Below are 25442 nucleotides of genomic sequence, written 5' to 3'. Positions count from 1 at the left end.
AGCCCTATGTTTGGCTTTCCGCCGTAGCGTCGTGCTGACGAAACTCACGCGGCGATACGCCGTATCGCGCCCGGAAGTCGCGCGAGAAGTGCGCGCCGTCGGAGAATCCGCATTCCAGTGCGATGTCGGTGATGCTGCGGGTGTCGTGGCGCAACTGCCATCGCCCGTAGTCGAGCCGCATGCTGCGAAGGAACGACATGGGCGAGACGCCAAGCGCTTCATGAAACGCCCGCTCCAGCTGTCGCCGCCCCACGTTCACATAGCGGGCGATGGCGTCGAGCGTCGGCGGGTTATCGATCCGTTGCTCGATGAAGTGCGCCGCCTGCCGCACCCGGACATCGGCAATATGCGAGAGATCGGCGTAGAAGTGCGCCTGCGGCAGCTTCGCCGGCCGGATGCCTTGCAGCATCATGTGGCGCACGACCTGTTGCGCCTTGGCCTGACCGCAATGGCGGGCCACGAGATACAGCCCCAGATCGATGGCGGCCGTCGAGCCGGCGCACGTAATCAGGTCGCCCTCGTCGACAAACAGGTGATCGACGACGGCCTTCGTTTGACCAAAGCGCGTGCGAAACGCGTCCAGCACATTCCAGTGCACGCACACCGTGCGTGAGCCGACCAACCCCGCTTGCGCCAGCGTGAACGTTCCCGTGCAGATGCCGAGCATGCGCACGTGCTGCGCGCTCGCCCGCTGCAACCAGTCGCGCAATGGCGGCGGCAAGTAGGTATTCGGGTAGTCGTTGCCGCCGCACATGGCGATGTAATCAAAGCACGACGGATCGTCCGGCAACGCGCTTTCGACGTTGATTGCGACGCCCGCGCTCGACTGACGCGGCAGCCCATCCATGCTCATCACACGCCAGTGCACGTCGATCTGACGGCTGCGCCCGCCGTGATCGGCCGCGAGGCGCAGCACGTCGATGAGCCCCGCGAATGCGGCCAGCGTGAACTGGTGGAGCAGAACGAGCCCGATCGACAGCTTGGCTTCCGTACACGGTGGGGGGGCCACGTGCGCAGCATCCACGGCACCGCCGACATCATCGCCACGCGGCGAGACATCGGGCACCAGCCAGTTCGGGGCACGCGTCGTGGACTTCATTTTTTTTCGCGGTCTCCTGTCGGGCGGTTTTGCCGTATTGATAGCGTTTCGGATGTCGCGTTTATACAAGTTTTTGACCGACGCTTGCAAGTTGGCGACAACCCTTGCTCGCTACCATGCATCACAGTGATTCAGCGCTCAGCACTGAATGCACGAGATGGACGTAATGCTTGCAAGCGTTGGAATGACTGGCCACACCTTCCTCGAGGGACGACATGAAATTCTGCAACCGCAACACCTTACGGAAGTCCGCTATTGCCTTGGCTGCTACGGCAATCGCGACGACCGCGTCTTTGGTTTCCTTCGGGGCGTACGCACAGGGCTCGCGTGACTCGCGTGATTCATCGCGCATTACCGTCGCCATGTACGGCGGTAACTGGGGAGACGCCTTCAAATCCTGCGTTGCCGAGCCGTTCACCAAGGCCACCGGCATTGCCGTCACGCCCGAGATCGGCACGTCCACCACAACGCTCGCCAAGCTGCAACAGCAAAAGAATTCACCGACCATCGACGTCGCATGGCTCGACGGCGGCATCAGCGAGCTGGCCTTCGGTGCCGGTGTCGTCGATAACCTCGACGCCGCAGCCATTCCCAATCTGAAGAACGTCAGCAGCAAGGGTGTCTATCGCAACGGCAACACGACGTATGCGGTGAGTTCCGGCTACTACTCGCTCGGCCTGACGTACAACACCAAATCGGTGAAGACCCCGCCGACGAGCTGGAAAGACCTCTGGAAGCCTGAATACGCGGGCGCGGTCACCGTGCCGTCGCCGTCGAACTCGGCAGGCGTGCCGTTCGTGATCTTTCTGGCGCACGTGCTTGGCGTCGATCCGTCGAACCTCGGCCCGGTGTACAGCAAGCTCGCGTCGCTTGACGCCTCGCTTTTCTACGATAGCTCGGGCGCCGCGACCAATGCGTTCCAGAGCGGCGAGGCGATCATCGGCGCGCACTTCAACGTTGGCGCATGGGACCTGATCGACAAGGGCGTGCCGATTGCCTTCGTCGTCCCCAAAGAGGGCGTGTGGGCAACGGATGCCCGTTTGCATCTCGTGAAGGGCGCGCGCAACAAGGCCGCTGCCGAGAAGTTCATCAACACGGCGCTGACGCCCGAAGCTGCGTCGTGTCTGGCGAGCAAGCTGTACCTCGGCCCGGCGGTCGCCGGTGTGAAGGTGTCGCCCGACGTGGCTCGCAAGCTGCCGTGGGGCGCGAACGGGTCGGTCGACGATCTGAAGCTGTTCGACTGGAGCATGATCAACGCGCGCCGCGCGGAGATCACGTCCGCGTGGAACCGTCAGGTGTCCGCGAAGCGGTGAGGAAGGGTAGTGTCATGACAGCATTGCTATCTCTGGACGCGGTCTCCAAGCGCTTTGGCGGGTATCAGGCGCTCGACCGCATCAGCCTCGACGTGCGGCAAGGCGAGTTCATCGCCTTGCTCGGGCCGAGCGGCTGCGGCAAGACCACGCTCCTGCGCGCCATCGCCGGTTTTCAGACGCCTGACAGCGGCCGGATCGCCATCGACGGCGAAGACGTCACGCAGTTGCCCCCGTACCGTCGCCCGCTCAATACCGTGTTCCAGCAGTACGCGCTGTTCCCGCACATGCGGGTGCTGGAGAACGTCGCCTTCGGGCCGCGCCGTCAGGGCGTCGCCCGCGACGAGGCTGCCAAACGCTCGCGGGAAGCGCTGGCGATGGTCGGTCTCGAGAACTTCGGTGAGCGCTACCCCCGCGAGTTGTCGGGTGGACAGCAGCAGCGCGTTGCGTTGGCGCGTGCCATCGTTAACCGACCGAAACTGCTGCTGCTCGACGAGCCGCTTTCCGCACTCGACATGAAGTTGCGCAAGCGCATGCAGCTGGAGTTGAAACATTTGCAGGAGAGGCTCGGCATCGCCTTCGTCTTCGTGACTCACGATCAGGAAGAGGCGATGACGATGGCGGATCGCATCGTCGTGATGAATGCGGGGCGCATCGAGCAAGTGGGGGCAGGCATCGACATCTACCGCCGCCCGGCGACACGCTTCGTCACCGAATTCATCGGTGACGCCAACATGATTGCGTTCGATGTGCGTGACGGCGCACTGCATCTGGATATGGCAACGCCGACCCAATGGCCCGTGCCTACGACGGTATCGGGGCGCGGTGTCGCCGTGCTTCGTCCGGAGCATCTGCACGTGGTGGCGGACGTGGCCAACGCATCGCCGGAAGCCTCGACCTGCCGTCTGCGCGGCGTGCTGGCCGACATCGTCGACATCGGCAGCCACGCGGTGCTCTATGCCGACGTGGGCGCGCAACGGATCGTGGCGCGCACCACGAGCGGCATCGCTGCGACGCTGCGTGCCGGGGCACCGGTGCATCTCGGTTTCGATCCGGCCGATGTGCACCTGATCGGGGACGCCGCATGAACCCGACCCCGGCCCTGAGGCTGCCCGTGCACAGCGAGTCCGCGCGCTCGCTGCGGCTGGCGCCGGTCTGGATGATCGGTGTGCCGTTGCTATTCTTTGCGGCGTTCTTCCTCGCGCCGCTGGCCGTCGTGCTGGTGGCGAGCTTCACCGAAAATCACGGCGCAGGACTGTCGGCGCTGACCTTCGCGAACTATGCCCGTGTGCTGGCGGATAGCTACCACTGGGAGGTCACACTCGTCACCTTCCGCATTGCGTGTCTGACGACCGTGTTCAGCGTGCTACTCGGCTACCCGCTCGCGTGGTATCTCGTGCGCATCGTTCGCTGGCAGGCGTGGCGCCGTGCCTGTGTGATTCTGCTGGTGGTGCCGATGCTCACGAGCAATATCGTGCGCTCGTTCGGCTGGATGGTGCTGCTGGGGCGCAACGGGCTGGTCAACGAGACGTTGCAGATGACGGGCCAGATCGAGCGTCCGATTCGCTTTCTCGGTACCGAGACGGGCATTCTCATCGGCATGGTCTACGTGCTGCTGCCGTTCGTCGTACTCGCCGTGGGTAATTCGCTGGCCCGGGTGGATGTGTCGCTCGAACAGGCGTCGGCGGACCTTGGCGCCAAGCCGTGGGAAACGTTCTTTCACGTGACGCTGCCGCTGACGATGCCCGGCATCGTGGCGGGCGCCATCATGGTCTTCACGCTGGCGGTGTCGGCGTACGTGACGCCTGCATTGCTCTCGGGCGGGCGTATTACCGTGCTGTCGATGCTGATCTTCCAGCAATACAGCACCACGTTCGACGTTCACTACGGCGGCGCGCTCAGCATTGTGCTGCTGGTGTTCACGCTGGTGATGGTGGTGTTGGCCGGCCGTGTGGGCACGGTACGCGGAGGTGTCCGATGATCGCGCGCGTTTCCATCCGTCTGGTGGCGTGGGCCGTGCTCGCGTACCTGATGCTGCCGCTGGTCGTGATTCTGGGCAGTTCGCTCACGGCGACCGAGTTTCTGGCGTTCCCGCCGCAGGGCATCACGTTGCGCTGGTATCAGCAGATGCTGCACGACCAGAGCTATCTGGCCGCCTTCTCGACCAGCACGATGCTGGCGCTGGCGGCCACGGCGGCGTCGCTCTTGCTGACGGTACCGGCATCGCTGGTGCTGGCGCGCTACGAGTTTCGCGGCAAGGCGGCGCTCACTGCCGTATTGATGGCGCCGCTGACGCTGCCGCACATCGTGCTCGGCGCGGCGCTGTTGCAGTTTGGCGGGTACTTCGGGCTCACGCGCAGCTTCCTGTCGTTGCTGATCGGTCACACGATCATCGTCGCGCCGTTCGTGCTGCGCTCGGTGCTCTCGATGATGACGCCGGAGCAGCGGGCGCTGGAGGAAGCGTCGAGCGATCTGGGGGCGAACCCGTGGACGACGTTCTTTCTCGTGATCCTGCCGCGCATCCGGCCGGGGATTGTCACGGGATCGATCTTCGCGTTCATCTCGTCATGGATCAACGTCGAGCTGTCGATCTTCAACACGACGGCGGACCTCAACACGATTCCGGTCAAGTTGTTCAACTACGTGCAGTACACGATCGACCCGACGATCGCCGCGGTGTCCGGCGCGACGATTCTGGTAGCCGTTGTGGCGATCGTGATTCTGGATCTCACCATCGGTCTCGACATGCTGTCTGACCGGCGTTAATTCGTAACTCCCACTCTCAACCGATTTTTCTGGAGCAATCGCCATGCGCAAGCAAGACGCGTTCGACGTTATCTACACCCACACCGAAGGTGAACCGCTTTGCATCATCCACAGCGGCATTCCGTACCCGGCCGGTTCCAGCATTCTGGAGAAGCGCGCCTTTCTCGAAGCGAACTACGACTGGCTGCGCATGGCGCTCATGCGTGAGCCGCGCGGTCACCGCGACATGTTCGGGGTGTTCCTCACGCCGCCGTCGAGTCAGGAGTTCGATGCCGGTCTGATCTACATCGACGGCACCGAGTACTCGCACATGTGCGGTCACGGCACGATCGCCGTGGCGATGGCGATGGTGGCGCACGGCTTCGTGCCGCGCGGCCCGAACGGCATCACCCGCATTCGCTTCGAGACCACGGCAGGGCTGGTGGTCGCCGAAGTGGCCACGGAAGGCGACGAAGTGCTGTGGACGCGCTTCGAGAATGTGCCCGCTTATGTTGCGGCGCAGGACGTGCCGGTGCATCTGCCGGGGTACGGCGATCTGAAAGCCGACATCGTGTGGGGCGGTAACTATTTCGGCATCGTCGATCTGACCCCTTGCAACCTGCGGATTTCGCCGGAAAACGGCAGCGAACTGTCGCGTCTGGGCTTGCTCGTGCGTGACCAGATCAACGCGAAGATGCGCATTCAGCACCCGACGCAGGCGCACGTCAACAACCTCAACTACGTGACGTTCTGGCATTCGCCGACGATCGAGGGTGCGTTTTACAAGAACGTGCACGTGTTCAGCGCCGGCCAGCTTGACCGTTCGCCCGGCGGCACGGGCACCAGCGCGATGATGGCGATGTTCGAAGCGCGCGGGAAACTGAAGATGAACCAGCCGATCCTGACCGAAGGGTTGCTTGGCAGCGGCACGTTCGAAGGCTGCCTGCTCGGTGAAGTCGATCTGAACGGTACGCGTGCCGTGCGCCCGACAGTTAAGGGCACGGCCAGTGTGTTGGGCACCGCGCGTTGGGTGATCGATCGCAAGGACCCGGTCGGCGCGGGCTTCTTGGTGCGGTAAAAACCCGTGGGGGGTAGGGGGGCTATGAGGGAGAGATGTCCCTTTTGCCCCTCCCGGTGACGTGAGTTTTGCTTCGTTGCGCTTGATGACTTTCCGGAAAGCTTCGGAAAGACGTCGCGGCGTGCGGTGCAAGGCTGCACCCGGTGACCCGTTGCGCAATAATGTCCGCATTCCGGCGCGTGGCGTAGTACGCGCACTCACGTCATTGAGGACATCAGATGCGCAATCTCGACCAGCACACGATTACCGAAGAGGTGATCGGCCGGCTTGCCGACACGCCCGACCCCCGGCTCAAGCAAGTTATCACCAGTTTGGTTCGCCACCTCCACGACTTCGCGCGGGAGGTCGAGCTGACCGAGGACGAGTGGGCCAAAGGCATCGCCTTTCTGACGGCGACCGGCCAGAAGTGCGACGACAAGCGACAGGAGTTCATTCTGCTGAGCGACGTGCTGGGCCTGTCGATGCTCACCGTGGCGATGAACAACGCGAAACCCCCGCAGTGCACCGAGGCGACCGTCTTCGGGCCGTTCTATGTCGAGGGTGCGCCGCATTACGAGAATGGCGACGACGTGGCGAACGGTGCCGCCGGCGAGCCGTGCGAAGTGAGCGGCACTATCCGCGATTTAGCGGGGCAGCCCGTTGCGGGCGCGAAAATCGACGTCTGGCAAGCCGATTCGGAAGGCAAGTACGACGTGCAGCGCAGCGAGCTGGATCATCCGGAAGGGCGGGGTGTGCTGCATGCCGACAGCGAAGGGCGATACCACTTTCATAGCGTCTTGGCCGAGGCGTATCCGATACCGACGGATGGTCCTGTGGGCGATCTACTGGCCGCGACACGACGCCACCCATGGCGTCCGGCGCATCTTCACTTCCGTATCGAGGCACCGGGGTACGAAACGCTCGTCACTCACGTCTTTCGCTCGGACGATGAGTGGCTCGACTCGGATGCCGTATTCGGCGTGCGGCAGTCGCTGATTGCGCCGTGGGTGCAGCGCGACGACGGCAGCTATGCGCTTCACTACGACTTTGTGCTTAATCCGGTGGGCCAGCGCCACGGATGAGCGTCATGTGCCGTCACAGGCGCTTGTCGAGAAAATCAAGGACTTTCGGAATCCTTTCGGCGGAGAACTCGATGTTGAGGCTGACCAGGCCTGTGTTTTCCGCCACGGATTTTTTGTAAGCATTGAGGCGGTTTCCGCCCGCTTCCGATGGTGCCAGCATGTTCTGATCGCGTTCTTCGACAGTTCTCGTCCCGCGCAGAATCGGGGCAATGGCCAGCCCTTGGGTGCCGACGAGTGAATCAAGGTAGGCAAAATGTTCGGGGTGGACGCTTTTGTCCAGTTTGTCGTCGTCCTTCTTCGGCGGGGTCGAAAAAACCTTCTTGACGGATTCGAGCATCTTGCGGCTTTTGATCTCGCCGCGTGCCTTATTGACCAGTTCTTCGTCGCCGAGCGCCTCGCCCATCAGTTGCACCAGCGTTTTCACGATGGCAGCGCCGGTCGGATGCAGGATGAATTTGCCGACGCCGCCGCCATTTTTGGTGCGTTGCGCCATCTTCTGTTGCATTTTCCTGAGCACGACGGCAATGTCGGCAATCGAGAATTCGCCGCCTTCGCCCTTTGGCGCGACGTGCAAGTCGACGGAATTGTCGGCCCACTTGTAGGTGCCGTGAATCAGCCCTTGTGAAATGGGGACGTTGGCGCCGACACGATTGTTTTGAACCTCAGTGCGGTCGCGCGCAATGTTCGGCTTGATCTGCTTTTCGAGAATGTCCCGGGCGTAGCCGTTGTCGCGGTTTGCCGGTGTGTTTATCCACGCGGTGATAAAACCGTCGAGGGTGACGAGCCGCTGCAACTGCGCGTCGATGTAGCTGTTCGAATAGTGCTTGTAGCCGTCGAAGTCTTCGGGGACTCGGTCTTCCGCGTCGTTGTACGCCGCGATCACGGGCCCCAACTGTCCCTGTAGCACGTTCGCGCCAATCAGGTCTTCTACGGCCATCGGGTTCAGATAGCGTTGAATCGGTGCGCCGGCCGTCGTGCCGACGGGGGTGGCACGGCGGGGCGGCTGCAACGATGGGGCATTGATTTTGCGCTGTGCCACGGCGCGCGGACTCGTGCGCATGTGGTCGATGAGCGCCCGCTGCACGATCATTCGCGGGCTGCTGCGGACCGTTGCCGCCAATTGGGCCTGCACGTTGGCGTGTGGCCGGTTGTCGGCCAGCACGGGCATCGATACGCCATCCCGCTGCACGTGATGGCTTTGACGTTTCGCGGCCTCGTGCCGATCGACGATTGGCCGGACTTCCTTGTCCACATGCGCCATGGCTTCCCCCGTGGTGACGCGGTCTGGTTACCTCAATCCGCGATAAATCCTACACGATTGGAGAAGCGCCGGGATCAAATCCGGAAGCCGGGGGGCTCTGGCGCGTGCTGTGCATCGCTTACCCGGATAAGACCGCGCCGCGCGTTCGCCCCGTCTTCCGCCCCTCCTGCAACGCCCATAGCGCATCGAGCACGTATTGCGTCGCCTGTTCGCTATAGCCGGTGCGGTGGGCAATACCGAGTTGTCTCCAGAGTGAAGGGCGCAGTGTGCGCATGGCGATTCGCTCGTCCAGCACGGCGTTTTGTCCTTCCTGCGGTAACAGCGCGGCGCCGTAACCGGCCGCCACGAGACTTTTGATCGCGTCGTTGTAGTTGATCTCAATCCGTGGGGTCGGGTGATGCCCGGCAGCGGCGAACCATTCCGTGGTCAGTCGCGAGAGGCGCGTCGTGCTGTCGTTCAGAATCAGCGGCTGCGACGCCAGCCATTCAGGCGTCACCTGTTTGGGGCCGTCCCAATGCGCTGGCAGAAACGCCATGACCGGGTCGCGCCGCCACGGCTTGATGACGACGCCTGCCACTGGCGTTTGCGGCAACGCCACCAAGCCGACATCCAACGCCCCCCGCCGGAGCCGGTCAAGGGTCTCCTGCGACGTCAGAATGGCCACCTGAACGTCGATGTCAGGGTGATCCAGCCGAACCGCTTCGAGCGCTTGTGGCAATAGATGCGCGATCGCGCCGGTGGACGCCCCGATCCTGACCCGGCCTGCCAACCCCTGTGCATGACGCTCGATGTCTTCCAACGTCTGTTCGGCATCGGCCAGCAGGCGTCGCGCCCGCTCGACCAATACCTCACCCACCGACGTCGGCCGTACCTCGCCGCGCTTGCGTGTCAGCAGCAGCGCGCCAACCCGCGCCTCAAGATCCGCTACGTGCAGGCTGACGGTCGGCGGCGAGAGATGCAGCGCCTGTGCCGCATCGGCAAACGAGCCGCTGTCCGCGACGGCGACCAGCGTCTTCAGGCGGTCCAGACTGATCTCTCTCATGCCATGCCCCTCATTGATTCAGAAAAATGGAATTTCAGATTCACGGAATTCAACTTTTCTTATTCTACTCGTGGCCGGATCATAAGGGACCGAGCAATATCCACGACCGACTGACGAGGGATTCCGACCATGTCTTCTCCGCTTATCTTTATCGACGGTGATCAGGGCACCACTGGATTGCAGATCCACGGGCAACTGCGCGATCGCAAGGACATCCAGCTGATCACGCTGCCTGACGCGCATCGCAAGGATCCGAAACACCGTGCGGAAGCCATCAACAGCTGCGACATCGCGATTCTTTGTCTGCCGGATGCTGCGGCGCGCGAGGCGGCTGAGTCGATCGTCAATCCGCGTGTGCGTGTGATCGACGCGAGTTCTGCACATCGCACGCATCCTGACTGGGTGTACGGGTTTCCCGAAATGACGGAAGGTCAGGCGGCGCGCGTTGCACAAGCGAGCCGTGTGTCCAACCCGGGTTGCTACCCGACGGGGGCTATCGGCCTGCTGCGGCCTCTGATGGAGGGTGGCTTGATCCCTGACGGTTATCCGATCAACGTCCACGCCGTGTCCGGGTATTCGGGCCGTGGCCGTGCTGGCGTGGAGGAAAACGAGGGGCCGAACGCGTCCCCCCGCTCTCAATACCGTGTCTACGGTCTGGAGCTGGCACACAAGCACGCGCCGGAAATTCAGCAGCGCGCAGGGCTCGCGTATCGCCCGCTGTTCGTGCCGTCGTACGGCTCGTATCGTCAGGGCATCGTGCTGACGATACCGCTTGAGACGCGCCTCCTGAAGCGCGGCGTGGACGGTGCAACGCTGCACAAACGTCTGGTCGATCACTACGCAGGTCAGGAATACGTGCGGGTCATGCCGATGGAGGCCCTCGGTGTCGTGAAGCAACTGGATCCGGAAGCGTTGAACGGTACCAACGTCATGCAGTTGAGCGTTTTTGCCAATCAGGAACACGGTCAGGTGCTGCTGGCCGCGGTGCTCGACAATCTCGGCAAAGGGGCGTCGGGCGCGGCGATTCAGAATCTGGAACTGATGCTGACCCGGTAAGGTTGTGGTCGGAGGGGGGAGGCGAGCCGCCATTGCCTTATCATGGCGGCTTCCTCTCCCGAAAACACCCTCATGCAAGTGCTAGTCGACGCGGACGCCTGTCCCGCGCCCATCAAGGAAATCCTGTTTCGCGCCGCGCGCCGTGAGGAATTGCTGGTCACGCTCGTCGCGAACCAGTTTCTGCGCACGCCGCCGTCGCCGTTCATCAAATCGGTTCAGGTGCCTGCGGGTTTCGACGTGGCGGATGCGCGCATCGTCGAGATGGTCGAACCGGGCGATCTGGTGATTACGGCCGATATTCCGCTCGCTGACGCAGTCATCGATAAAGGCGGGAATGCGCTCGATCCCCGGGGAAGCTGGTTCACCCGCGACAACATCAAAGAGCGCCTGTCGGTGCGCGACATGATGGATCAACTGCGCAATGCCGGTATCGAAACGGGCGGCCCGGCCCCCTTCAGCGCGCGTGACAGCAAGACGTTTGCCGGTGAACTGGATCGTTTTCTCGCCCGCCGCCGCACACAGCCCCGTCAGGGCTGATCAGCAGAACACCCTCACTCCATCACCCGGCTGGCCGCCATTGCGCGCCCGCGCAGCCAATTGATACTCGCGAACAGCAGCACCGCGAACACGATCAACATGGTGGCGACCGCCAGAATCGAGGGATCGATCGAATCGCGGATGCCACTCCACATCTGGCGAGGCACCGTTTTCTGATCCGGTCCGCCGATGAAAAGAATCACGATCACCTCGTCGAACGACGTGGCGAACGCAAACACGCTTCCCGTTGCTACGGCTGGCGTGATAAGCGGCAACGTCACGCGTCGGAACGTGGTCCACGGCGTCGCACCAAGCCCAGCGGCGGCGCGCAGCAGACTCTGGTCAAACGACAGCAATGAGGCTGTCACGGTGATCACGACAAACGGTGTGCCCAACGCCGCGTGCGCCAGAATTACCCCCGGATAAGAGTTCACGAGCCCGAGCGGCGCAAAGATCAGATAGAACCCCGCAGCGACCACGACGATCGGCACGATCATCGGCGAGATGATGATCGGCATGATCACCGAGCGCAGCGGAAACTGCGACCGACTCAAACCCAGCGCGGCGAGTGTGCCCAGACACGTAGCAATCACTGTCGACGCCGCACCGATGCCGATGCTATTGAGCAGCGCGCGTTGCCAATCGGGGCTGGTGAGTGCCTGTTCGTACCAGCGCATCGAAAAGCCGGTCAACGGATACGAGAAATACGACCCGGCGTTGAACGACAACGGCACGATCGCGAGAATCGGCGCGATCAGGAAGAACAGCGTGAGCGCGGTATGCAGGCGTACCCAGCGCCAAGCGACGCGCTCCGCCAGTACCGTATTGCGCTTGTCCTGCATGGGCATGTCGGCGTCTCCCGATCCGCGAGCCAATCAACCGAAACGCAGCCGGTCGATGCCGACGATGCGGTTGAAGATGAAGTAGAAGATGGCGGTGAAGATCACGAGAAACGCCGAGAGCGCACCTGCCAGTCCCCAGTTCAGTTGGGTATTGGTCTGCATGGCGATCAACTGGCTGATCATCTCGTCGCCCGCACCGCCGAGCAGCGACGGCGTGATGTAGTAGCCCAGCGCCAGCACAAAGACCAGAAAACACCCGGCACCAACGCCCGGCAGCGTCTGCGGAATGTAGACCCGCACGAACGCCGTGAACGGATGCGCGCCGAGCGACTTCGCTGCGCGCATATAGACCGGCGGCACCCCCTTCATGACCGAGTAGATGGCGAGAATCATGTAAGGCAGCAGCACGTGCGTCATGCCGATCAGCACGCCGGTACGGTTGAAGATCAGCGGCACCGGGTGCGTCGTCAGCCCCAGTCCCGACAACAGACTGTTGATGACGCCGCCCGGCTGAAGCAGCACATACCAAGCGGTCGTGCGCACCAGCAGCGATGTCCAGAACGGGACAATCACGAAGAGCATCAGACGATTGCTCTGCTTCTCGGGCAAGTTAGCGAGCAACCACGCCACCGGGTAGCCGAGCACGAGACACAGCAGCGTCACCGTCGCGCTGATCGTGATGGTTCGCACGAATGCTGCGCGATACACCGAAGCGTTCTCGGGCAGCGAGGCAATGACCCCTTGCGGCGTCACCTGTGCGTCCATGCCCGCAAGCAGGTAGTCCGGCGTGGGGGAAGTTGCGGCGCGCTTCAACAAGCGCCACGTTTCGGGCGAATTCCAGCGCTCGTCGATGGCGATCAATGCGGGCTTCCACGCGGGCGGTGTTTCATCTCCCACGGCCCGTGCGCTCCGCATCAACAAGCTGCGAAACTCCGGTTGTGCGAAGTTCATCCGCCTAGCAATCGTGCCGAGCTGCCCGCTTTCGCGCGCCTGCTTCAAGCCCGAAGCCAGCACAGCGAATGTCGATTCACCGGGCACGCCGCTGCCGTCCCAAGCCACCAGTGCCTGAGCCAACTGCGGCATGCCGTCGGAGATTTCGTGGTTCTGCACACTGCGGGCGAGCAGCAACGCGATAGGCGCGATGAACGTCGAGAGCAGAAACACGATCAACGGTAAAGCCAGCCACAGCGCCCGCATCGACGCGCGCCGTTGCACTTTCCTGAATGAAGCCAATCCTTCGGCGCTCGCGTTGGTATGCGCGCCGGGCGACGTGGCGTGAGTCGATGCGGGCATGTCGGTCCTCTCGTGCGGGCTGCCGTTACTGCGTCAGCCACACTTGGAAGCGCTTGTTGATCGCATCCGCGTTGTCAGCCCAGAAGTTGGCATTGATCTGCACGGCGCGCTTGAAGTTCGCCGGTGCGGTCGGCATGTCGGCCAGACGCTGCTTGTCGACATACTGGATCGCATCTTTGCGCGGCGGCGCATAGGCGATGTACTTCGAGAGATCCGCCGACGCCTTCGGCTGCGATGCCGAGACAATGAACTTCGCCGCAGTATCGGCGTGCTTCGCACCGGCCGGCACTGCCCACCATTCGAAGTCATAGACCTGCGCGTCCCACACGGCCTTGAACGGCTTCTTGTCCTTCTTCGCAGCGTCGTCAATACGGCCGTTGTAGGCCTGCACCATCACCACGGCACCGTCGGCGAGCAACTGCGGGGCTTGCGCGCCGGACTCCCACCACACGATGTTCTTCTTGATGGTGTCGAGTTTCTTGAACGCCCGATCGACACCGGCCGGCGTGGCCAGCACCTTGTAGACATCCTTGGGATCGACGCCGTCAGCGATCAGCGCCCATTCCATCGTGACCTTCGGCGACTTGCGCAGACCGCGCTTGCCGGGGAATTTCTGCAAGTCGAAGAAATCGTTGACGGTGGTCGGCGCGGCCTTCAGCTTGCTCGCGTCGTACGCGTAGATGGTGGACCACACCATGCTCGCGACCGCGCATTCGCTGATCGAGCCGGGAATGAAATCGCTGCTGTTGCCCAGCGACTTCTTGTCGAACTTCTTGAGCAGGCCTTCATCGCACGCCGTGATCGCGTCGTTGGTTTCGAGATCGATCAGGTCCCACGTGGTGTTCTTCGCCTGCTCCATGGCGGAGAGCTTGGCCAGACCGCCGTCATACGACTCGGTGGCGAACGTGACGCCGGTCGATTGCGTGAACGGATCGAACCACGCCTTCTTGGCCGCGGCTTCGAACGCGCCGCCAAAGGTCACCACACTGAGCGTTTCCGCGGCGTGTGATGCGGTGGCGGCAAACGCGAGTACCGCAAGCGCGGCGCATTGGGTTTTCAGGGAAGTGCGCATGTCAGTTGGCTCCTGCGGGTGCGGTCAAGATGAGGGACGGGGAAGGTGCGGCTGGGGAATCGATGGCGGGCGCTGCACGGGGCGTGCAGGTCGCGAGAATCTTGCAGTCATCGTGACGCCAGGCCACATCGATCGTGTCGCCGGCGTTGGGCAGGGCATGGCGCTGCGTGTTGGGTACCTTGACGACAATCGCGTCGTGGGAGCCGAGGGTGAGATGCACGCGGTGGTGATCGCCGCAATACACGATGTCTTCGACGCGAGCGCGCACGACGTTGCTGTTCGGGTCCGAGGGCGTGGCTTGCCCGCCCACGGCAGGGGATGCAGCCGAAACTTGAGGGATATGCGCACGTTCGGGACGCAGTGCGAGCATCGCGTCGTCACCGGCGCTCAGCCCTTGTTCGCAGCGACCGCGAATCATGCTGCCGTCCGAGAGGGCGAGCGTCGCCCAACCGTCATGGGCCTGCACGACGTGCCCGGTCAGTCCGTTGTTCTCGCCGACGAAGTTTGCGACGAAGGCGTTTTGCGCGTTCTCGTACAGTTCGCTGGGCGGTGCGGCTTGCTGAATGCGGCCATCGGAAAACACGGCCACGCGATCCGACATGGTCAGCGCTTCGGCCTGATCGTGGGTGACATAAACGATGGTGAGCGACAGCTCGCGATGCAGCCGCATGATCTCGTATTGCATCGTTTCGCGAAGACGCTTGTCGAGCGCACCGAGCGGCTCGTCCATCAACACCACGCTGGGCTCAAAGACGAGCGCCCGTGCGAGCGCTACACGTTGCTGCTGGCCGCCGGAGAGTTGCGAGGGCCGGCGATTGGCCAGATGCGACAACTCGATCATCTCCAACGCGCGCTTGACCCGCGCGTTTTGCTCGGTACGGCCCACGCGTCTGACCGACAGCGGAAACGCGACGTTCTGCGCAATCGTGAGATGCGGAAACAGCGCGTAGTTCTGAAACACCATACCGATGTCGCGCTGATGCGGCGGCTTGTCGTCGAGCCGCTTGCCGTCCAGACGAATCTCGCCGTGCGTGGGCGATTCGAACCCCGCGAGCATCATGAGCGTGGTGGTCTTGCCCGAGCCGGACGGGCCCAGCAGCGACAGGAATTCTCCCTTGCGCACATCGAGGTTCAGGTCGTCGACGACATAGCTGGCGCCGTCGTAAGACTTGCTCACACCCGAGAACGAAATGAAGGATGGGTTCGGCATCGTGATTGCGTCCTGTGTTCGTGGCATCGTTAGGGCGAACAGGCCCTAGGCCATCCTGGCGGCCAGATAGCGTGCGAAATCGTAGTTCGGGCGCTCGAGCCGGCTCAGATGGCCGGGCTTCGCGAGCGGTGCATGCACGCCGCGAAACACCGCTTCCACCCCGCGCCGGTCTTCGGCATTCACTTCGTCGAGCAGCTTCTTGAGCGACACCATGTGCGCATTCGCCGCCGGGTCGGCAACGAATTCAGGCGAGAGCCCACCACCAAAACGGATATGCACGCGGTCCACGCCTCTGGGCTGCAACACGAGATACCAGAAGTACCCCGGGGTGAGCGTGACGAGATGCGTCGGATAGATGGCCAGCAGCGCCGTGGTCTTGCGCCAGTGGCCTTCCAGCCGCGTGTTGTCCGGATGCGCGTTGCCGATGGGCAGCGTCGCTTCCTTGGTGATCCAGTGGTAGTTGAACGCCGCGTGACCGGGCGGGCATTCCATCTCTTCGAGCTTCGAATGCGGACCTACCGTCGCGCGGTGCAGCATCGGCAGGTGATAGCTCTCCATGAAGTTCTCGGCGAGGATTTTCCAGTTGGTATCCCAGACGTGTTCTTCATAGAAAGTTTCGATGTAGTCGGTCATGCCGTACTGCGCGATTAAATCGGTAAGCCCGGCAAGCTGAGTGGCCACCGGCGGCGCATCGTTATCGAGCGTGACGTAGATCCAGCCTTGCCATTGCTCGCAGCGAATCGCAGGCAACCGGTAGCTTTCCTTGCAGAAGCCCGCTTGCTCGTCCATCATCGGCGCGCCTTTCAGGGCACCGTCGAGCGAGTAGTTCCACGCGTGATAGGGGCACACGATGCGCCGGACGTTGCCGCGGCCTTCGAGCAATACGGACATGCGATGCAGGCACACGTTGGACATGGCCTTCAACTGCATCTGCTCGTCGCGCACCACCACGACAGGTTGATCGCCGATCTGGGCGCTCAGGTAGTCGCCGGGCTCGGCGAGCGCACTCGCGCGGCCGACGCATTGCCATTCGTGCGCGAAGATGTCGCGCTGTTCCCGAGCGAGAAAGTCCGGGGACGTGTACACGCCGGGCGGCATGGCCCGTGCATCGTCGAACGGGCGTTCACCACCGGTCCGCAGCGCGTCGATGAGCGCCTGCCCTGCGATCGTCCCTGTCTGCTCAGCCATGAAGCCCTCCGTTCATTCGCCATCACGCTCGGGCAACGCTGCCAGCCCTCACACACAGCACTCAACATGAACATCAATCTATCAAGCCAAATTGCAAGCCAAAATATTGTTTTTGGATACAGGGCAAAGGTTTTGCCTATGCAGGGCCTGATTCACCAGTGCGACGCTGTCTACTGCGATGCCAGATGGAGCCGCTGGATGTAGTTCTCGGCAAACGAGGCAAAGCGCTGTACAACCCGGCGGGGCTTCATCGTGCGCGATTGCGCGATGCCCAGCATGATGGCGTTGACGTTGTCTTTGAAGCGCTTGATGACGAACTCTTCGCCATCGACCGTCCGGTTCGACTTGAGCGGGAAATTCAGCAGGCTGTAGCCCAGACCGTTGGCCACCATGCCGCGCACGACTTCCGGCTGCGACGACCGGAACGCGGGGACTGGGCGGTTACCCACCGCGTCGAAGAGGGCAGCGAAGTATTCGCGGCTGTGCGGCAGATCCAGCATCACGTAGGGCTCCGGCAGCAAGTCGGCGAGCGACACCTTGCGTGCTCGGGCCAGTCGGTGCGTGCGCGGCAGGATGGCGTAAGGCGGCAGCGACACCAGCGGCGTGAACGCGATGTCGTCGCTGAGATCGAGGCTGTACGTGAGCACGAGATCGAGCGAGCCGTCGTGCAGGCCGCGCAGCAGGCCGTCCTGATGCGCTTCTACGGTGCGAAAGCCGATGCCCGCGTGCTCTTGCGTGAAGCGGCTGATGAGCCCCGGCATCAGCGGCGGCGCCAGCGACGCGAGGCAGCCCAGCGCAATTGAGCCCGTCATGCCGCCATCCATCTCTTTGGCCGCCATCTGCAACTCTTCGGCGGTTTTCAGCAGATTGCGCGCCTGCCCGAGCAAATCACGCCCGGCTTGGGTCAGCGACAGGCCGCTCGCATGATGCCGGATGAACAGCTGCACCCCGAACGAGACTTCGAGATCGGCCAGCGCGGTGGAAATGGAGGGCTGTGAGATATGCAGCCGTTTGGCGGCCGCCGTGAAGGACAAGACTTCCGCCGTGACCACGAAATAACGCAGTTGACGCAACGAGTAGCGCAGGGGCTGCGTGTCTAGCGTCTCCAACGTTGCCAAGGTAGCCAAGTTATCCATCGGCATCGCTCCATAAGGCGGCATGGGTTGATGGCATTGTGAAATCGAAAAAAAAGTCTGCATAGTCAAATCCGATGCTTTGCATTTTTTAAATATATTTTTCGGATTCTGTCGAGGCGCGTAGATTTTCGCGAATGACCTCCCCCCGCGGGGCGTTCGGAATCAATCTGCCTTCTGAAGGACGCAAGCCATGACAGTGCAAACAACGTCAATCGATACGCTCGTCGTCGGCGCCGGGCAGGCCGGTGTGGCGATGAGCGAGCACCTGAGCAAGCACGGAGTGCCGCATCTCGTGCTGGAGCGCTCGCGTATCGCCGAGCGCTGGCGCACCGGACGTTGGGACTCGCTGGTGGCGAATGGCCCCGCATGGCACGACCGCTTTCCCAACCTGACTTTTGCGGAGATCGGCCCGGATAGCTTTGCCTCGAAAGAGCAGGTGGCTGATTACTTCGTCGAATACGCACGCAAGATCGAAGCGCCGATCCGCACCGGTGTCGAAGTGACGAAGGTCGTGCGCAACCAAGGGCGGCCGGGCTTTACTGTGGAAACGTCGGACGGCACGCTCGAAGTCCTGCGTGTGGTGGTGGCGACCGGGGCGTTCCAGCGTCCGGTGATTCCCGCCATCGCGCCTGCCGACGAGAGGCTGACGCAGATTCATTCCGCCGACTACCGCAACCCCGGGCAATTGCCGCCGGGCAATGTGCTCGTCGTCGGCGCTGGCTCGTCGGGCGTGCAGATCGCCGATGAGTTGCAACGCGCCGGGCGGCAGGTCTATTTGTCGGTCGGCGCGCATGACCGGCCGCCGCGCGGCTATCGCGGACGCGACTTCTGCTGGTGGCTCGGTGTGCTCGGCGAATGGGATGCGGAAATCATGCGCCCGGGCCGCGAGCACGTGACCATCGCGGTGAGCGGTGCGCACGGCGGTCATACGGTGGACTTTCGACGTCTGGCACATCAGGGCGTCATGCTCACCGGGCTGACGCGATCGTTCGAGGCGGGTGTAGTGCATTTTCAGGATGACCTTGCAGAGAACATCGCGCGCGGCGACGAAAACTATTTGTCGCTGCTCGATGCTGCGGATGCCTATGCCGCGCGCAATGGTCTCGATCTTCCCGAAGAGCCGGAAGCCCGCGTCATTCCGCCCGATCCGGCGTGCCTGACGAATCCGCTGCGTGACCTCGATCTGGCTCAAGCCAACGTCACGTCGATCATCTGGGCGACGGGCTACGCCGTCGATTTCCGCTGGCTGCAAGTCGATGCCTTCGGCGAGAACGGCAAGCCGAAGCATCAACGCGGTGTTTCGCAGGAGCCGGGCGTGTATTTCCTCGGCCTGCCATGGCTCTCGCGCCGTGGATCGTCGTTCATCTGGGGCGTGTGGCACGACGCGCGGCACATCGCGGACCACATCGCCACCCAGCGCAAATATCTCGCCTATTACGACTCGCCAACGATTTGAGGGGCACGCCATGAGCCAACCGACGCATACACGTATCCGCATGTTCAACACGAAGGAGACGTATCCGAATCAGTCGCTCGATAACGATCTTTGTCAGGCAGTGCGCGCGGGGAACACGGTCTACGTGCGCGGGCAGATCGGTACCGACTTCGCAGGCAATCTGATCGGGCTGGGCGATCCGCGTGCGCAGGCCGAGCAGGCGATGAAGAACGTCAAGCAACTACTTGAAGAGGCCGGCAGCGACTTGTCGCACATCGTCAAGACAACCACGTACCTGACCGACGTGCGCTTTCGTGAACCGGTTTATCGCGAAGTGGGGAAGTGGCTCAAAGGCGTGTTTCCGATTTCGACGGGGCTGACCGTGGTCGCGCTGGGGCAGCCCGAGTGGTTGATGGAAATCGATGTCATCGCCGTGATTCCCGATGGCTGGACGCGGCCCGGCGCATAAGGCACGTAAGGCACATAAGCGAGGTAAGCGAGGTAAGGAGCAAACATGACCTTCTCAATCGTTGGACGATGTGAAAAGACGGGGCAACTCGGCATTGCGATCAGTTCGTCGAGCATTGCCGTCGGGGCACGGTGTCCGTGGCTGCGCGCGAACGTTGGCGCAGTGTCCACACAGAACGTGACGCTGCCTGCGCTGGGGCCGCAGATTCTGGACCGTCTCGCAGAGGAAGCCGATGACCCGGCAACTGCACTGAGCCGTACGCTGGCCGCCAGCGACTGGAGCGAGTACCGGCAGGTCACCGTGCTCGATGCGCAGGGGCGCACGGCGTTCTTCAGCGGCGAGCAGACGCTGGGGATCTACAACGCCGTCGCCGGTGCGCAGTGTGTCGCCGCCGGCAACATGTTGCGGGGGCGCGAGGTCATCGACGCCATGATCCCAGTATTCGAGAACACGCCCGGCCCGCTGGCTGACCGGTTGCTCGCTGCGATGCACGCGGCCATGGCCAGTGGCGGAGAAGCCGGACCGGTGCACTCGGCGGCGCTGAAGATCGTCGGCGACCTGATCTGGCCCATCGTCGACCTGCGGGTCGATTGGGCTGATGAGGACCCGATCGGCAAGCTCGACGGACTCTGGCAGGCCTACAAGCCGCAAATGCAGGATTACGTGACGCGTGCCCTGAACCCCACGGCCGCGCCGAGCTATGGAGTGCCGGGCGATGAATGAGCTGTCGAGCCGCGCGCTGCTGGAAACGCTGATCGGATTCCCCACCGTCAGCCGCGATTCCAATCTGGCGCTGATCGAGTTCATTCGCGATTACCTTGCGCAACACGGGGTGCCGAGCGAACTCTTCTACAACGAGGAGCGCACCAAAGCCAATCTGTTCGCGACCATTGGTCCGCAAGATCGCGGCGGCATCGTGCTCTCGGGGCACACCGACGTCGTGCCGGTCGATGGACAGGCCTGGACGGTCGATCCGTTTCGCCTGATCGAAAAAGACGGCCGTCTTTACGGGCGTGGCACGGCCGACATGAAGGGCTATATCGCGTCGGTACTGGCGGCGGTGCCGACCTTCGTCTCGCGCAATCTGCGCATTCCCGTGCATCTGGCGTTCTCGTATGACGAGGAGATCGGCTGTCTTGGCGTGCGCCCCATGCTCGCGGAGTTAGCCAAGCGCCCGCACAAACCGGTGCTGTGCCTGATCGGTGAGCCGACGGCGCTCAAACCGGTGCTGGGTCACAAAGGCAAGCTGGCAATGCGTTGCTGCGTGAAGGGCGCACCGTGCCATTCGGCGTATGCGCCTTATGGCGTCAATGCCATTCAGTACGCGGCGCGGCTCATCAACTGTCTGGAAGATATCGGCGAAGAACTCGCTGATCCCGAGTATCACGACACGCGCTTCGATCCGCCGTTTTCCACGGTGCAAACCGGCGTCATCAAGGGCGGACGCGCGCTGAACATCGTGCCCGCCGAATGCGAGTTCGATTTTGAAGTGCGCGCGTTGCCGGGGTTCGATGCGTCTCACGTCGCCCGCACATTGCAGCATTACGCCGAGACGGATCTGCTGCCGAAGATGCGCGCAGTAAAACCGGACACCGACATTCGTCTGGTCGAGTTATCAGCGTATCCGGCGCTCGCAACGCCACCGGACAGCGATGCCGCGCGGCTGCTGGCGATGCTGTGCGACTCGCGGGAATTCGGCACGGTGGCGTTCGGCACCGAGGGTGGACTATTCAACGAAGTGGGCATTCCGACCGTGGTGTGCGGCCCGGGCAGCATGGATCAGGGGCACAAGCCCGATGAGTTCGTGAGCCTCGAACAACTCGAAGGCTGCGATGCGATGCTGCGCCGCCTCGCCGATCACCTTGCGACCTGACGGGCACGGCAATCTATACAATTCACTTCCATCAGCGCAACGAGGCAGTGGGCGATGGATAGTGTAGAGAACGTGCGAGCCTTCCTCGCAGTGGCCGAAATGGGGAGCTTCACGGCAGCAGCGCGCCGGCTGGATGTGTCGGCGCCAGTGGTGACAAAGCGGGTCAGTGCGCTGGAGAAGGAACTGCATGTTCTGCTCTTTCAACGCACCACCCGCAGCCTGACCCTGACGGCCTCCGGGCGCGACATGCTCGGCAGCGCCCGCGACTTTCTGGCGGCCTATGAGCGGCTGTCCGAGCGCGCGGCGGTGGATGATCGCTCACTCGGCGGCCGCTTACGCGTCAAGGCGCCTGCGTCGTTCACGAACCACTTTCTCGGCAAACTGCTCAACGAGTTCTTCCTCACCCATCCCAAGGCAAGTCTCGAACTCCAACTGGCGAACCGGGCCGTCGATCCGGTGCTGGAAAATTTCGACTTCGTCATCACCGGGCTGCCCGTCACCTACGACGGTGTCGAAGAGTTTCCGCTGTGCCCGTTCAAGCGGCTGGTCTACGCGTCGCCCGGTTATCTGGCGCTGCACGGCACGCCCGGACACCCGTCGGACCTGCCCGGCCATCGCTGTCTGCTTTATTCGTACCAAAGCACCGTGCGCACGTGGACGTTCACCGACGCGCGCGCTGGCGACATTCAGGTCAGCGTCGACGGCGGCTTTGCGACCAACGATATCGACGCCATGCACAACGCCTGCGTCGACGGCATGGGTGTGGCGATACTCCCGCGCTATCGCGCGAACGACAGCGTGCACGCAGGGCGTCTGGTGCAGTTGCTGCCCGGCTTCGGGCTGCCGGACTACTGGATCAAGGTGCTGCGTCCGGCCAATCACCACAACCCCAAGCTGTTCCATGCCTTGCTGGACTACCTCGTCGCAGGGCTCGCCAGACTGGAGGAGCAGGGCACTTACCTGTGACCTCACACGCCACGTGTTTCGTCTGCCAATCCCGATCCTCGGGTGACGCGCGATTATTTCCGAATCGCGTGTTCTGAACTTCCACTTCGCCCCTATATTGCGGGGCCGCGTTCGCCCATTATCTGGGCCAGCCGTGCGCTGCCTGCCAGACGCGCGGTACCCAAGACAATAAGAGAGATACAGGAGACAACAGTGAAGCACTGGATCGCTTGCCTGCCCCTTGCGGCATGCTCGCTGAGCGCGTTCGCGCAAAGCAACGTGACTATCTACGGCGCAGTCGACGCCGCCATGACCTACGTGAACAACAGCGGCGGCAAGTCCGCATGGCAGGCAGCCAGCGGCGGGCGTGCGGGCGACAAGTTCGGCTTCAGCGGGGTCGAGGATCTGGGCGGCGGCTTGTCGGCGATCTTCACGCTCGAAGCGGGCTTCAACATCATGAACGGGGCTTCGCAGCCCGCCAACACGATGTTCGGCCGGCAGGCGTTCGTCGGCTTCTCGGACAAGCGGCTCGGCACGCTGACGATCGGTCACCAGTACTCGATGACCAACGACTACTTTGTGCCGCTGTCCACGTCGTTCATGTTTGCCGGTGGTCTGGGCGCGACGCTGGGCGATATCGACGGCTCGTGGAATTACAACAAGATCAACAACGTCATCAAGTACGAGAGCCAGACCTACGCCGGACTGAAGTTCAGCACGATGCTCTCGCTGGGTAACGTGGCGGGCAACTTCGCACAAGACCGGACGTACGGCTTCGGCGCGTCGTACACGAGCGGCGGCCTGCAAGTGGCGGGCGCGTACATGAACATGCGCACGCCGGGCACGTCGATCTTCGGCGCGGCCACGTCGGCACAGCCCGGTGCGGCCTACGCGAACCCAGTCACCAACCCGATCTTCCAGAACTACGTCACGGCCAATAGCGAGCAGGTGGTTGGCGGTGGCGCAAAGTACACGTGGGGCAACTCGCAGGTGTCCGCCATGTACGAGAACGTGCGCTTTCTCGACATCGTGCGCACGGCGGCCAACCCGCTGGCACCGCCCAATGCCGTCTTCAACAACTATCAGATCAACTATGGGTACTCGTTTTCGCCACGCACCATGGCGGGTATCGGCTACCAATACAGCTTCGCGCCGGGCGGACATTACCAGTCGGTCGAAGGCGGCGCGGCCTACAATTTCTCCAAGACGACGTACCTCTACGGCATCGTCGTCTGGCAACACGCGAGCGGGCACGATTCGACGGGCAATGTGGCCGTGGCCGACATCTTCGGTCTGACGGCATCGACCACGCCGAATCAAATGGCCGTGCGCGTAGGTTTGCGCAAGCTGTTCTGACCGCATCGGTCTATCGATATCTCGACGGAACCTGAACCCGCATGCCAAACATCAACACCTCCCCGAACGCGCCGGCGCCGCTCGACCTGCAATCCTTTCTCGACGGACGCCGGATGTCGGGGCTTCAGTGGCGCGTTGTCGTCCTGTGTTTTCTGATCGTCGCCATCGACGGCATCGACATCGGACTGGCGGCCTACATCGCACCGGCCGTGCGCCGCGAGTGGGGGCTTTCGGTCGCAGAACTCTCGCCGATTTTCGTCTCGGCCCTGATCGGCATGATGGCCGGGTCGCTACTGTTCGGGCCGCTGGCCGACCGGCGCGGGCGGCGCTTCGTGTTGCTGGCGTCGGTGGCGACCTTCGGGCTTGCGACGCTGGCCACACTGTTCGCGACCAATGTCGTCGAACTATCGGTGCTGCGCTTCATCGCTGGTGCGGGCATCGGCGGCGCTTCGCCCGCAGCCGTCACGCTGACGGCCGAGTACGCATCGGGCAAGCGCAAGCTGTCGATCATTACGCTGATGATGTGCGGCAATTCGATGGGGTCGGCTTTTGGTGGCGTGGTGGCCTCGCAGATCATCGAGCGGCACGGCTGGCACGCCATGGTGCTCGTCGGCGGGGTATTGCCGCTGCTGCTGTTGCCGGTGTTGTGGGGGCTGTTGCCCGAGTCGATGCGCTTTCTCGCGCTGCGCCGGCCCCACGAGCAGGACCGCCTGCGCGCACTGGGTCGCCGCATCGCCCCCGACGTCGTCACGCCGCAGACCACCTTCGTTGCCCTCGAGAAGAAGCAAAGCCGCTCGCCGGTGCGCGAATTGCTGGTGGCACCCTATGCACGCGGCACGTTGCTGCTGTGGGCGGCGTTCTTCATGGGCCTTTCGGTGCTGTACCTGATGGCAAGCTGGCTGCCGACCATCATCACGAATTCCGGCGGCTCGATGCGCAACGCGGCGCTCATTACCGCGCTGTGGTCGATTGGCGGCACCACGGGCGGCCTGCTGCTCGGGCGAGTGATGGACAGTGCGCGACCGGCGTGGGTGCTGGGCGCGGCCTACGCGGTGGCGTTCGTGACGGTGATCTGCATTGGCCGCACCTTCGGCAATGCGGCCGTGCTCGCCCCGCTCGTGTACATCGCAGGCGTTTGCATCAGCGGCACGCAGGTCGGCCTCAATGGTCTCGCGGCAACGTATTACCCGACGGCGAACCGGGCGACCGGGGTGGCTTGGGCAACCGGCATCGGCCGTTTCGGCTCGATCCTTGGTTCGAGCGTCGGCGGCTTGTTGCTCGGCTCGGGCATGGCGTATCCGGTGCTGTTCATGATCGTCGGTGTGCCTGCGCTGATCGCCGCGTTCTGCATGTTCGCGATGCCCGCGACCCGCCGTGAACCCGCCCCGGCATTGGCGCCCGTCGGCCGTTGATCACTACACCACTACTTTTACG

25 protein-coding genes are annotated in these 25442 nt (G+C 62.9%); 16 read left to right on the top strand and 9 right to left on the bottom strand.

Going from position 1 to position 25442, the window contains the following annotated elements; genetic code table 11:
- Positions 1-4: 4 nt before the first annotated feature.
- Positions 5-1099: a GlxA family transcriptional regulator gene (locus CDV44_RS14225; protein WP_087688570.1), complete on the bottom strand. Its 1095-nt coding sequence runs from the start codon at positions 1097-1099 to the stop codon at positions 5-7.
- A gap of 215 nt (positions 1100-1314) precedes the next feature.
- Here CDV44_RS14225 and CDV44_RS14220 point away from each other — a divergent pair, with 215 nt between their 5' ends.
- The 6 genes from CDV44_RS14220 to CDV44_RS14195 all read left to right on the top strand — a co-directional run bounded on the left by CDV44_RS14220 (position 1315) and on the right by CDV44_RS14195 (position 7293).
- Positions 1315-2412, top strand: a complete 1098-nt coding sequence (locus CDV44_RS14220; RefSeq protein ID WP_087688569.1) for an ABC transporter substrate-binding protein — start codon at positions 1315-1317, stop codon at positions 2410-2412.
- Between the two features lie 14 nt (positions 2413-2426).
- Positions 2427-3497, top strand: coding sequence for an ABC transporter ATP-binding protein (locus CDV44_RS14215; RefSeq protein WP_087688568.1), 1071 nt, complete (start codon positions 2427-2429; stop codon positions 3495-3497).
- Positions 3494-4390 carry an ABC transporter permease gene (locus CDV44_RS14210; RefSeq protein WP_087688567.1) on the top strand — a complete coding sequence of 299 codons (897 nt, stop codon included), beginning with the start codon at positions 3494-3496 and terminating at the stop codon, positions 4388-4390. The genes CDV44_RS14215 and CDV44_RS14210 overlap by 4 nt, the downstream gene beginning before the upstream one ends.
- Positions 4387-5175, top strand: coding sequence for an ABC transporter permease (locus CDV44_RS14205; RefSeq protein ID WP_058375362.1), 789 nt, complete (start codon positions 4387-4389; stop codon positions 5173-5175). The genes CDV44_RS14210 and CDV44_RS14205 overlap by 4 nt, the downstream gene beginning before the upstream one ends.
- A gap of 43 nt (positions 5176-5218) precedes the next feature.
- The gene (locus tag CDV44_RS14200; RefSeq protein ID WP_058375361.1) at positions 5219-6232 is read left to right on the top strand and encodes a proline racemase family protein; all 1014 of its coding nucleotides are present in this window, start codon (positions 5219-5221) and stop codon (positions 6230-6232) included.
- A 218-nt stretch (positions 6233-6450) separates the two neighbouring features.
- Complete coding sequence (locus CDV44_RS14195) at positions 6451-7293, top strand: intradiol ring-cleavage dioxygenase (protein ID WP_087688566.1); 843 nt, start codon at positions 6451-6453, stop codon at positions 7291-7293.
- A gap of 13 nt (positions 7294-7306) precedes the next feature.
- Here CDV44_RS14195 and CDV44_RS14190 read toward each other — a convergent pair whose 3' ends face one another.
- A complete protein-coding gene (locus CDV44_RS14190; protein WP_141118736.1) occupies positions 7307-8176 on the bottom strand; it encodes a hypothetical protein in 870 nt (289 codons plus the stop codon).
- 175 nt (positions 8177-8351) lie between these two features.
- Between CDV44_RS14190 and CDV44_RS28615 the strand changes: the two genes are divergently transcribed.
- Positions 8352-8486 (top strand): hypothetical protein, encoded by a 135-nt coding sequence (locus tag CDV44_RS28615; protein WP_254916131.1) that lies wholly within the window; start codon positions 8352-8354, stop codon positions 8484-8486.
- 186 nt (positions 8487-8672) lie between these two features.
- On the opposite strand, the gene CDV44_RS14185 is transcribed toward CDV44_RS28615, so the two are convergent.
- The gene (locus CDV44_RS14185; RefSeq protein WP_087688564.1) at positions 8673-9596 is read right to left on the bottom strand and encodes a LysR family transcriptional regulator; all 924 of its coding nucleotides are present in this window, start codon (positions 9594-9596) and stop codon (positions 8673-8675) included.
- Between the two features lie 129 nt (positions 9597-9725).
- On the opposite strand from CDV44_RS14185, the gene argC reads away from it, so the two are divergent.
- Both argC and CDV44_RS14175 read left to right on the top strand, forming a co-directional pair.
- Positions 9726-10652, top strand: a complete 927-nt coding sequence (argC, locus tag CDV44_RS14180) for an N-acetyl-gamma-glutamyl-phosphate reductase (protein WP_087688563.1) — start codon at positions 9726-9728, stop codon at positions 10650-10652.
- A gap of 72 nt (positions 10653-10724) precedes the next feature.
- Positions 10725-11189 (top strand): YaiI/YqxD family protein, encoded by a 465-nt coding sequence (locus CDV44_RS14175; RefSeq protein WP_087688562.1) that lies wholly within the window; start codon positions 10725-10727, stop codon positions 11187-11189.
- A gap of 14 nt (positions 11190-11203) precedes the next feature.
- On the opposite strand, the gene CDV44_RS14170 is transcribed toward CDV44_RS14175, so the two are convergent.
- The 6 genes from CDV44_RS14170 to CDV44_RS14145 form a co-directional block, all read right to left on the bottom strand.
- Positions 11204-12031: an ABC transporter permease gene (locus CDV44_RS14170; RefSeq protein WP_087688776.1), complete on the bottom strand. Its 828-nt coding sequence runs from the start codon at positions 12029-12031 to the stop codon at positions 11204-11206.
- A gap of 33 nt (positions 12032-12064) precedes the next feature.
- Positions 12065-13324 (bottom strand): ABC transporter permease, encoded by a 1260-nt coding sequence (locus CDV44_RS14165; RefSeq protein ID WP_087688561.1) that lies wholly within the window; start codon positions 13322-13324, stop codon positions 12065-12067.
- Positions 13325-13349: 25 nt separating this feature from the next.
- Positions 13350-14396 (bottom strand): ABC transporter substrate-binding protein, encoded by a 1047-nt coding sequence (locus tag CDV44_RS14160; protein ID WP_087688560.1) that lies wholly within the window; start codon positions 14394-14396, stop codon positions 13350-13352.
- Between the two features lies 1 nt (position 14397).
- Positions 14398-15606: an ABC transporter ATP-binding protein gene (locus CDV44_RS14155; RefSeq protein ID WP_087688559.1), complete on the bottom strand. Its 1209-nt coding sequence runs from the start codon at positions 15604-15606 to the stop codon at positions 14398-14400.
- A 45-nt stretch (positions 15607-15651) separates the two neighbouring features.
- Entirely contained in the window at positions 15652-16794 is a 1143-nt protein-coding gene (locus CDV44_RS14150) for an aromatic ring-hydroxylating dioxygenase subunit alpha (RefSeq protein WP_087688558.1), read from the bottom strand.
- Between the two features lie 170 nt (positions 16795-16964).
- Complete coding sequence (locus CDV44_RS14145) at positions 16965-17930, bottom strand: LysR family transcriptional regulator (protein WP_087688557.1); 966 nt, start codon at positions 17928-17930, stop codon at positions 16965-16967.
- 190 nt (positions 17931-18120) lie between these two features.
- Here CDV44_RS14145 and CDV44_RS14140 point away from each other — a divergent pair, with 190 nt between their 5' ends.
- The 7 genes from CDV44_RS14140 to CDV44_RS14110 all read left to right on the top strand — a co-directional run bounded on the left by CDV44_RS14140 (position 18121) and on the right by CDV44_RS14110 (position 25420).
- Entirely contained in the window at positions 18121-19386 is a 1266-nt protein-coding gene (locus CDV44_RS14140; RefSeq protein WP_087688556.1) for an NAD(P)/FAD-dependent oxidoreductase, read from the top strand.
- Positions 19387-19396: 10 nt separating this feature from the next.
- Complete coding sequence (locus CDV44_RS14135; protein WP_087688555.1) at positions 19397-19834, top strand: RidA family protein; 438 nt, start codon at positions 19397-19399, stop codon at positions 19832-19834.
- Positions 19835-19879: 45 nt separating this feature from the next.
- Positions 19880-20557 carry a DUF1028 domain-containing protein gene (locus CDV44_RS14130; RefSeq protein WP_087688554.1) on the top strand — a complete coding sequence of 226 codons (678 nt, stop codon included), beginning with the start codon at positions 19880-19882 and terminating at the stop codon, positions 20555-20557.
- The gene (argE, locus tag CDV44_RS14125) at positions 20550-21707 is read left to right on the top strand and encodes an acetylornithine deacetylase (protein WP_087688553.1); all 1158 of its coding nucleotides are present in this window, start codon (positions 20550-20552) and stop codon (positions 21705-21707) included. Before CDV44_RS14130 ends, argE begins: the two co-directional genes overlap by 8 nt.
- Positions 21708-21761: 54 nt before the next feature.
- Entirely contained in the window at positions 21762-22673 is a 912-nt protein-coding gene (locus tag CDV44_RS14120) for a LysR family transcriptional regulator (RefSeq protein ID WP_087688552.1), read from the top strand.
- Positions 22674-22865: 192 nt separating this feature from the next.
- Entirely contained in the window at positions 22866-24008 is a 1143-nt protein-coding gene (locus CDV44_RS14115) for a porin (RefSeq protein WP_170935983.1), read from the top strand.
- A gap of 41 nt (positions 24009-24049) precedes the next feature.
- A complete protein-coding gene (locus tag CDV44_RS14110) occupies positions 24050-25420 on the top strand; it encodes an aromatic acid/H+ symport family MFS transporter (protein WP_087688550.1) in 1371 nt (456 codons plus the stop codon).
- Positions 25421-25442 lie beyond the last annotated feature (22 nt).

Source organism: Pandoraea sp. PE-S2R-1, from assembly GCF_002179865.1.
Taxonomy (GTDB): domain Bacteria; phylum Pseudomonadota; class Gammaproteobacteria; order Burkholderiales; family Burkholderiaceae; genus Pandoraea.
The sequence above is the reverse complement of the archived record's forward strand: the minus strand, read 5'-3'. Positions and strand labels throughout refer to the sequence as shown.

Coding starts and splice junctions, on each gene's coding strand:
- argC (WP_087688563.1), top strand. CDS start 9,726: ATGTCTTCTCCGCTTATCTTTATCGACGGTGATCAGGGCACCACTGGA.
- CDV44_RS14200 (WP_058375361.1), top strand. CDS start 5,219: ATGCGCAAGCAAGACGCGTTCGACGTTATCTACACCCACACCGAAGGT.
- CDV44_RS14215 (WP_087688568.1), top strand. CDS start 2,427: ATGACAGCATTGCTATCTCTGGACGCGGTCTCCAAGCGCTTTGGCGGG.
- CDV44_RS14225 (WP_087688570.1), bottom strand. CDS start 1,099: ATGAAGTCCACGACGCGTGCCCCGAACTGGCTGGTGCCCGATGTCTCG.
- CDV44_RS14140 (WP_087688556.1), top strand. CDS start 18,121: ATGACAGTGCAAACAACGTCAATCGATACGCTCGTCGTCGGCGCCGGG.
- CDV44_RS14150 (WP_087688558.1), bottom strand. CDS start 16,794: ATGGCTGAGCAGACAGGGACGATCGCAGGGCAGGCGCTCATCGACGCG.
- argE (WP_087688553.1), top strand. CDS start 20,550: ATGAATGAGCTGTCGAGCCGCGCGCTGCTGGAAACGCTGATCGGATTC.
- CDV44_RS14195 (WP_087688566.1), top strand. CDS start 6,451: ATGCGCAATCTCGACCAGCACACGATTACCGAAGAGGTGATCGGCCGG.
- CDV44_RS14155 (WP_087688559.1), bottom strand. CDS start 15,606: ATGCCGAACCCATCCTTCATTTCGTTCTCGGGTGTGAGCAAGTCTTAC.
- CDV44_RS14205 (WP_058375362.1), top strand. CDS start 4,387: ATGATCGCGCGCGTTTCCATCCGTCTGGTGGCGTGGGCCGTGCTCGCG.
- CDV44_RS28615 (WP_254916131.1), top strand. CDS start 8,352: ATGTGGTCGATGAGCGCCCGCTGCACGATCATTCGCGGGCTGCTGCGG.
- CDV44_RS14175 (WP_087688562.1), top strand. CDS start 10,725: ATGCAAGTGCTAGTCGACGCGGACGCCTGTCCCGCGCCCATCAAGGAA.
- CDV44_RS14120 (WP_087688552.1), top strand. CDS start 21,762: ATGGATAGTGTAGAGAACGTGCGAGCCTTCCTCGCAGTGGCCGAAATG.
- CDV44_RS14170 (WP_087688776.1), bottom strand. CDS start 12,031: ATGCAGGACAAGCGCAATACGGTACTGGCGGAGCGCGTCGCTTGGCGC.
- CDV44_RS14130 (WP_087688554.1), top strand. CDS start 19,880: ATGACCTTCTCAATCGTTGGACGATGTGAAAAGACGGGGCAACTCGGC.
- CDV44_RS14135 (WP_087688555.1), top strand. CDS start 19,397: ATGAGCCAACCGACGCATACACGTATCCGCATGTTCAACACGAAGGAG.
- CDV44_RS14145 (WP_087688557.1), bottom strand. CDS start 17,930: ATGGATAACTTGGCTACCTTGGCAACGTTGGAGACGCTAGACACGCAG.
- CDV44_RS14220 (WP_087688569.1), top strand. CDS start 1,315: ATGAAATTCTGCAACCGCAACACCTTACGGAAGTCCGCTATTGCCTTG.
- CDV44_RS14165 (WP_087688561.1), bottom strand. CDS start 13,324: ATGCCCGCATCGACTCACGCCACGTCGCCCGGCGCGCATACCAACGCG.
- CDV44_RS14110 (WP_087688550.1), top strand. CDS start 24,050: ATGCCAAACATCAACACCTCCCCGAACGCGCCGGCGCCGCTCGACCTG.
- CDV44_RS14210 (WP_087688567.1), top strand. CDS start 3,494: ATGAACCCGACCCCGGCCCTGAGGCTGCCCGTGCACAGCGAGTCCGCG.
- CDV44_RS14160 (WP_087688560.1), bottom strand. CDS start 14,396: ATGCGCACTTCCCTGAAAACCCAATGCGCCGCGCTTGCGGTACTCGCG.
- CDV44_RS14185 (WP_087688564.1), bottom strand. CDS start 9,596: ATGAGAGAGATCAGTCTGGACCGCCTGAAGACGCTGGTCGCCGTCGCG.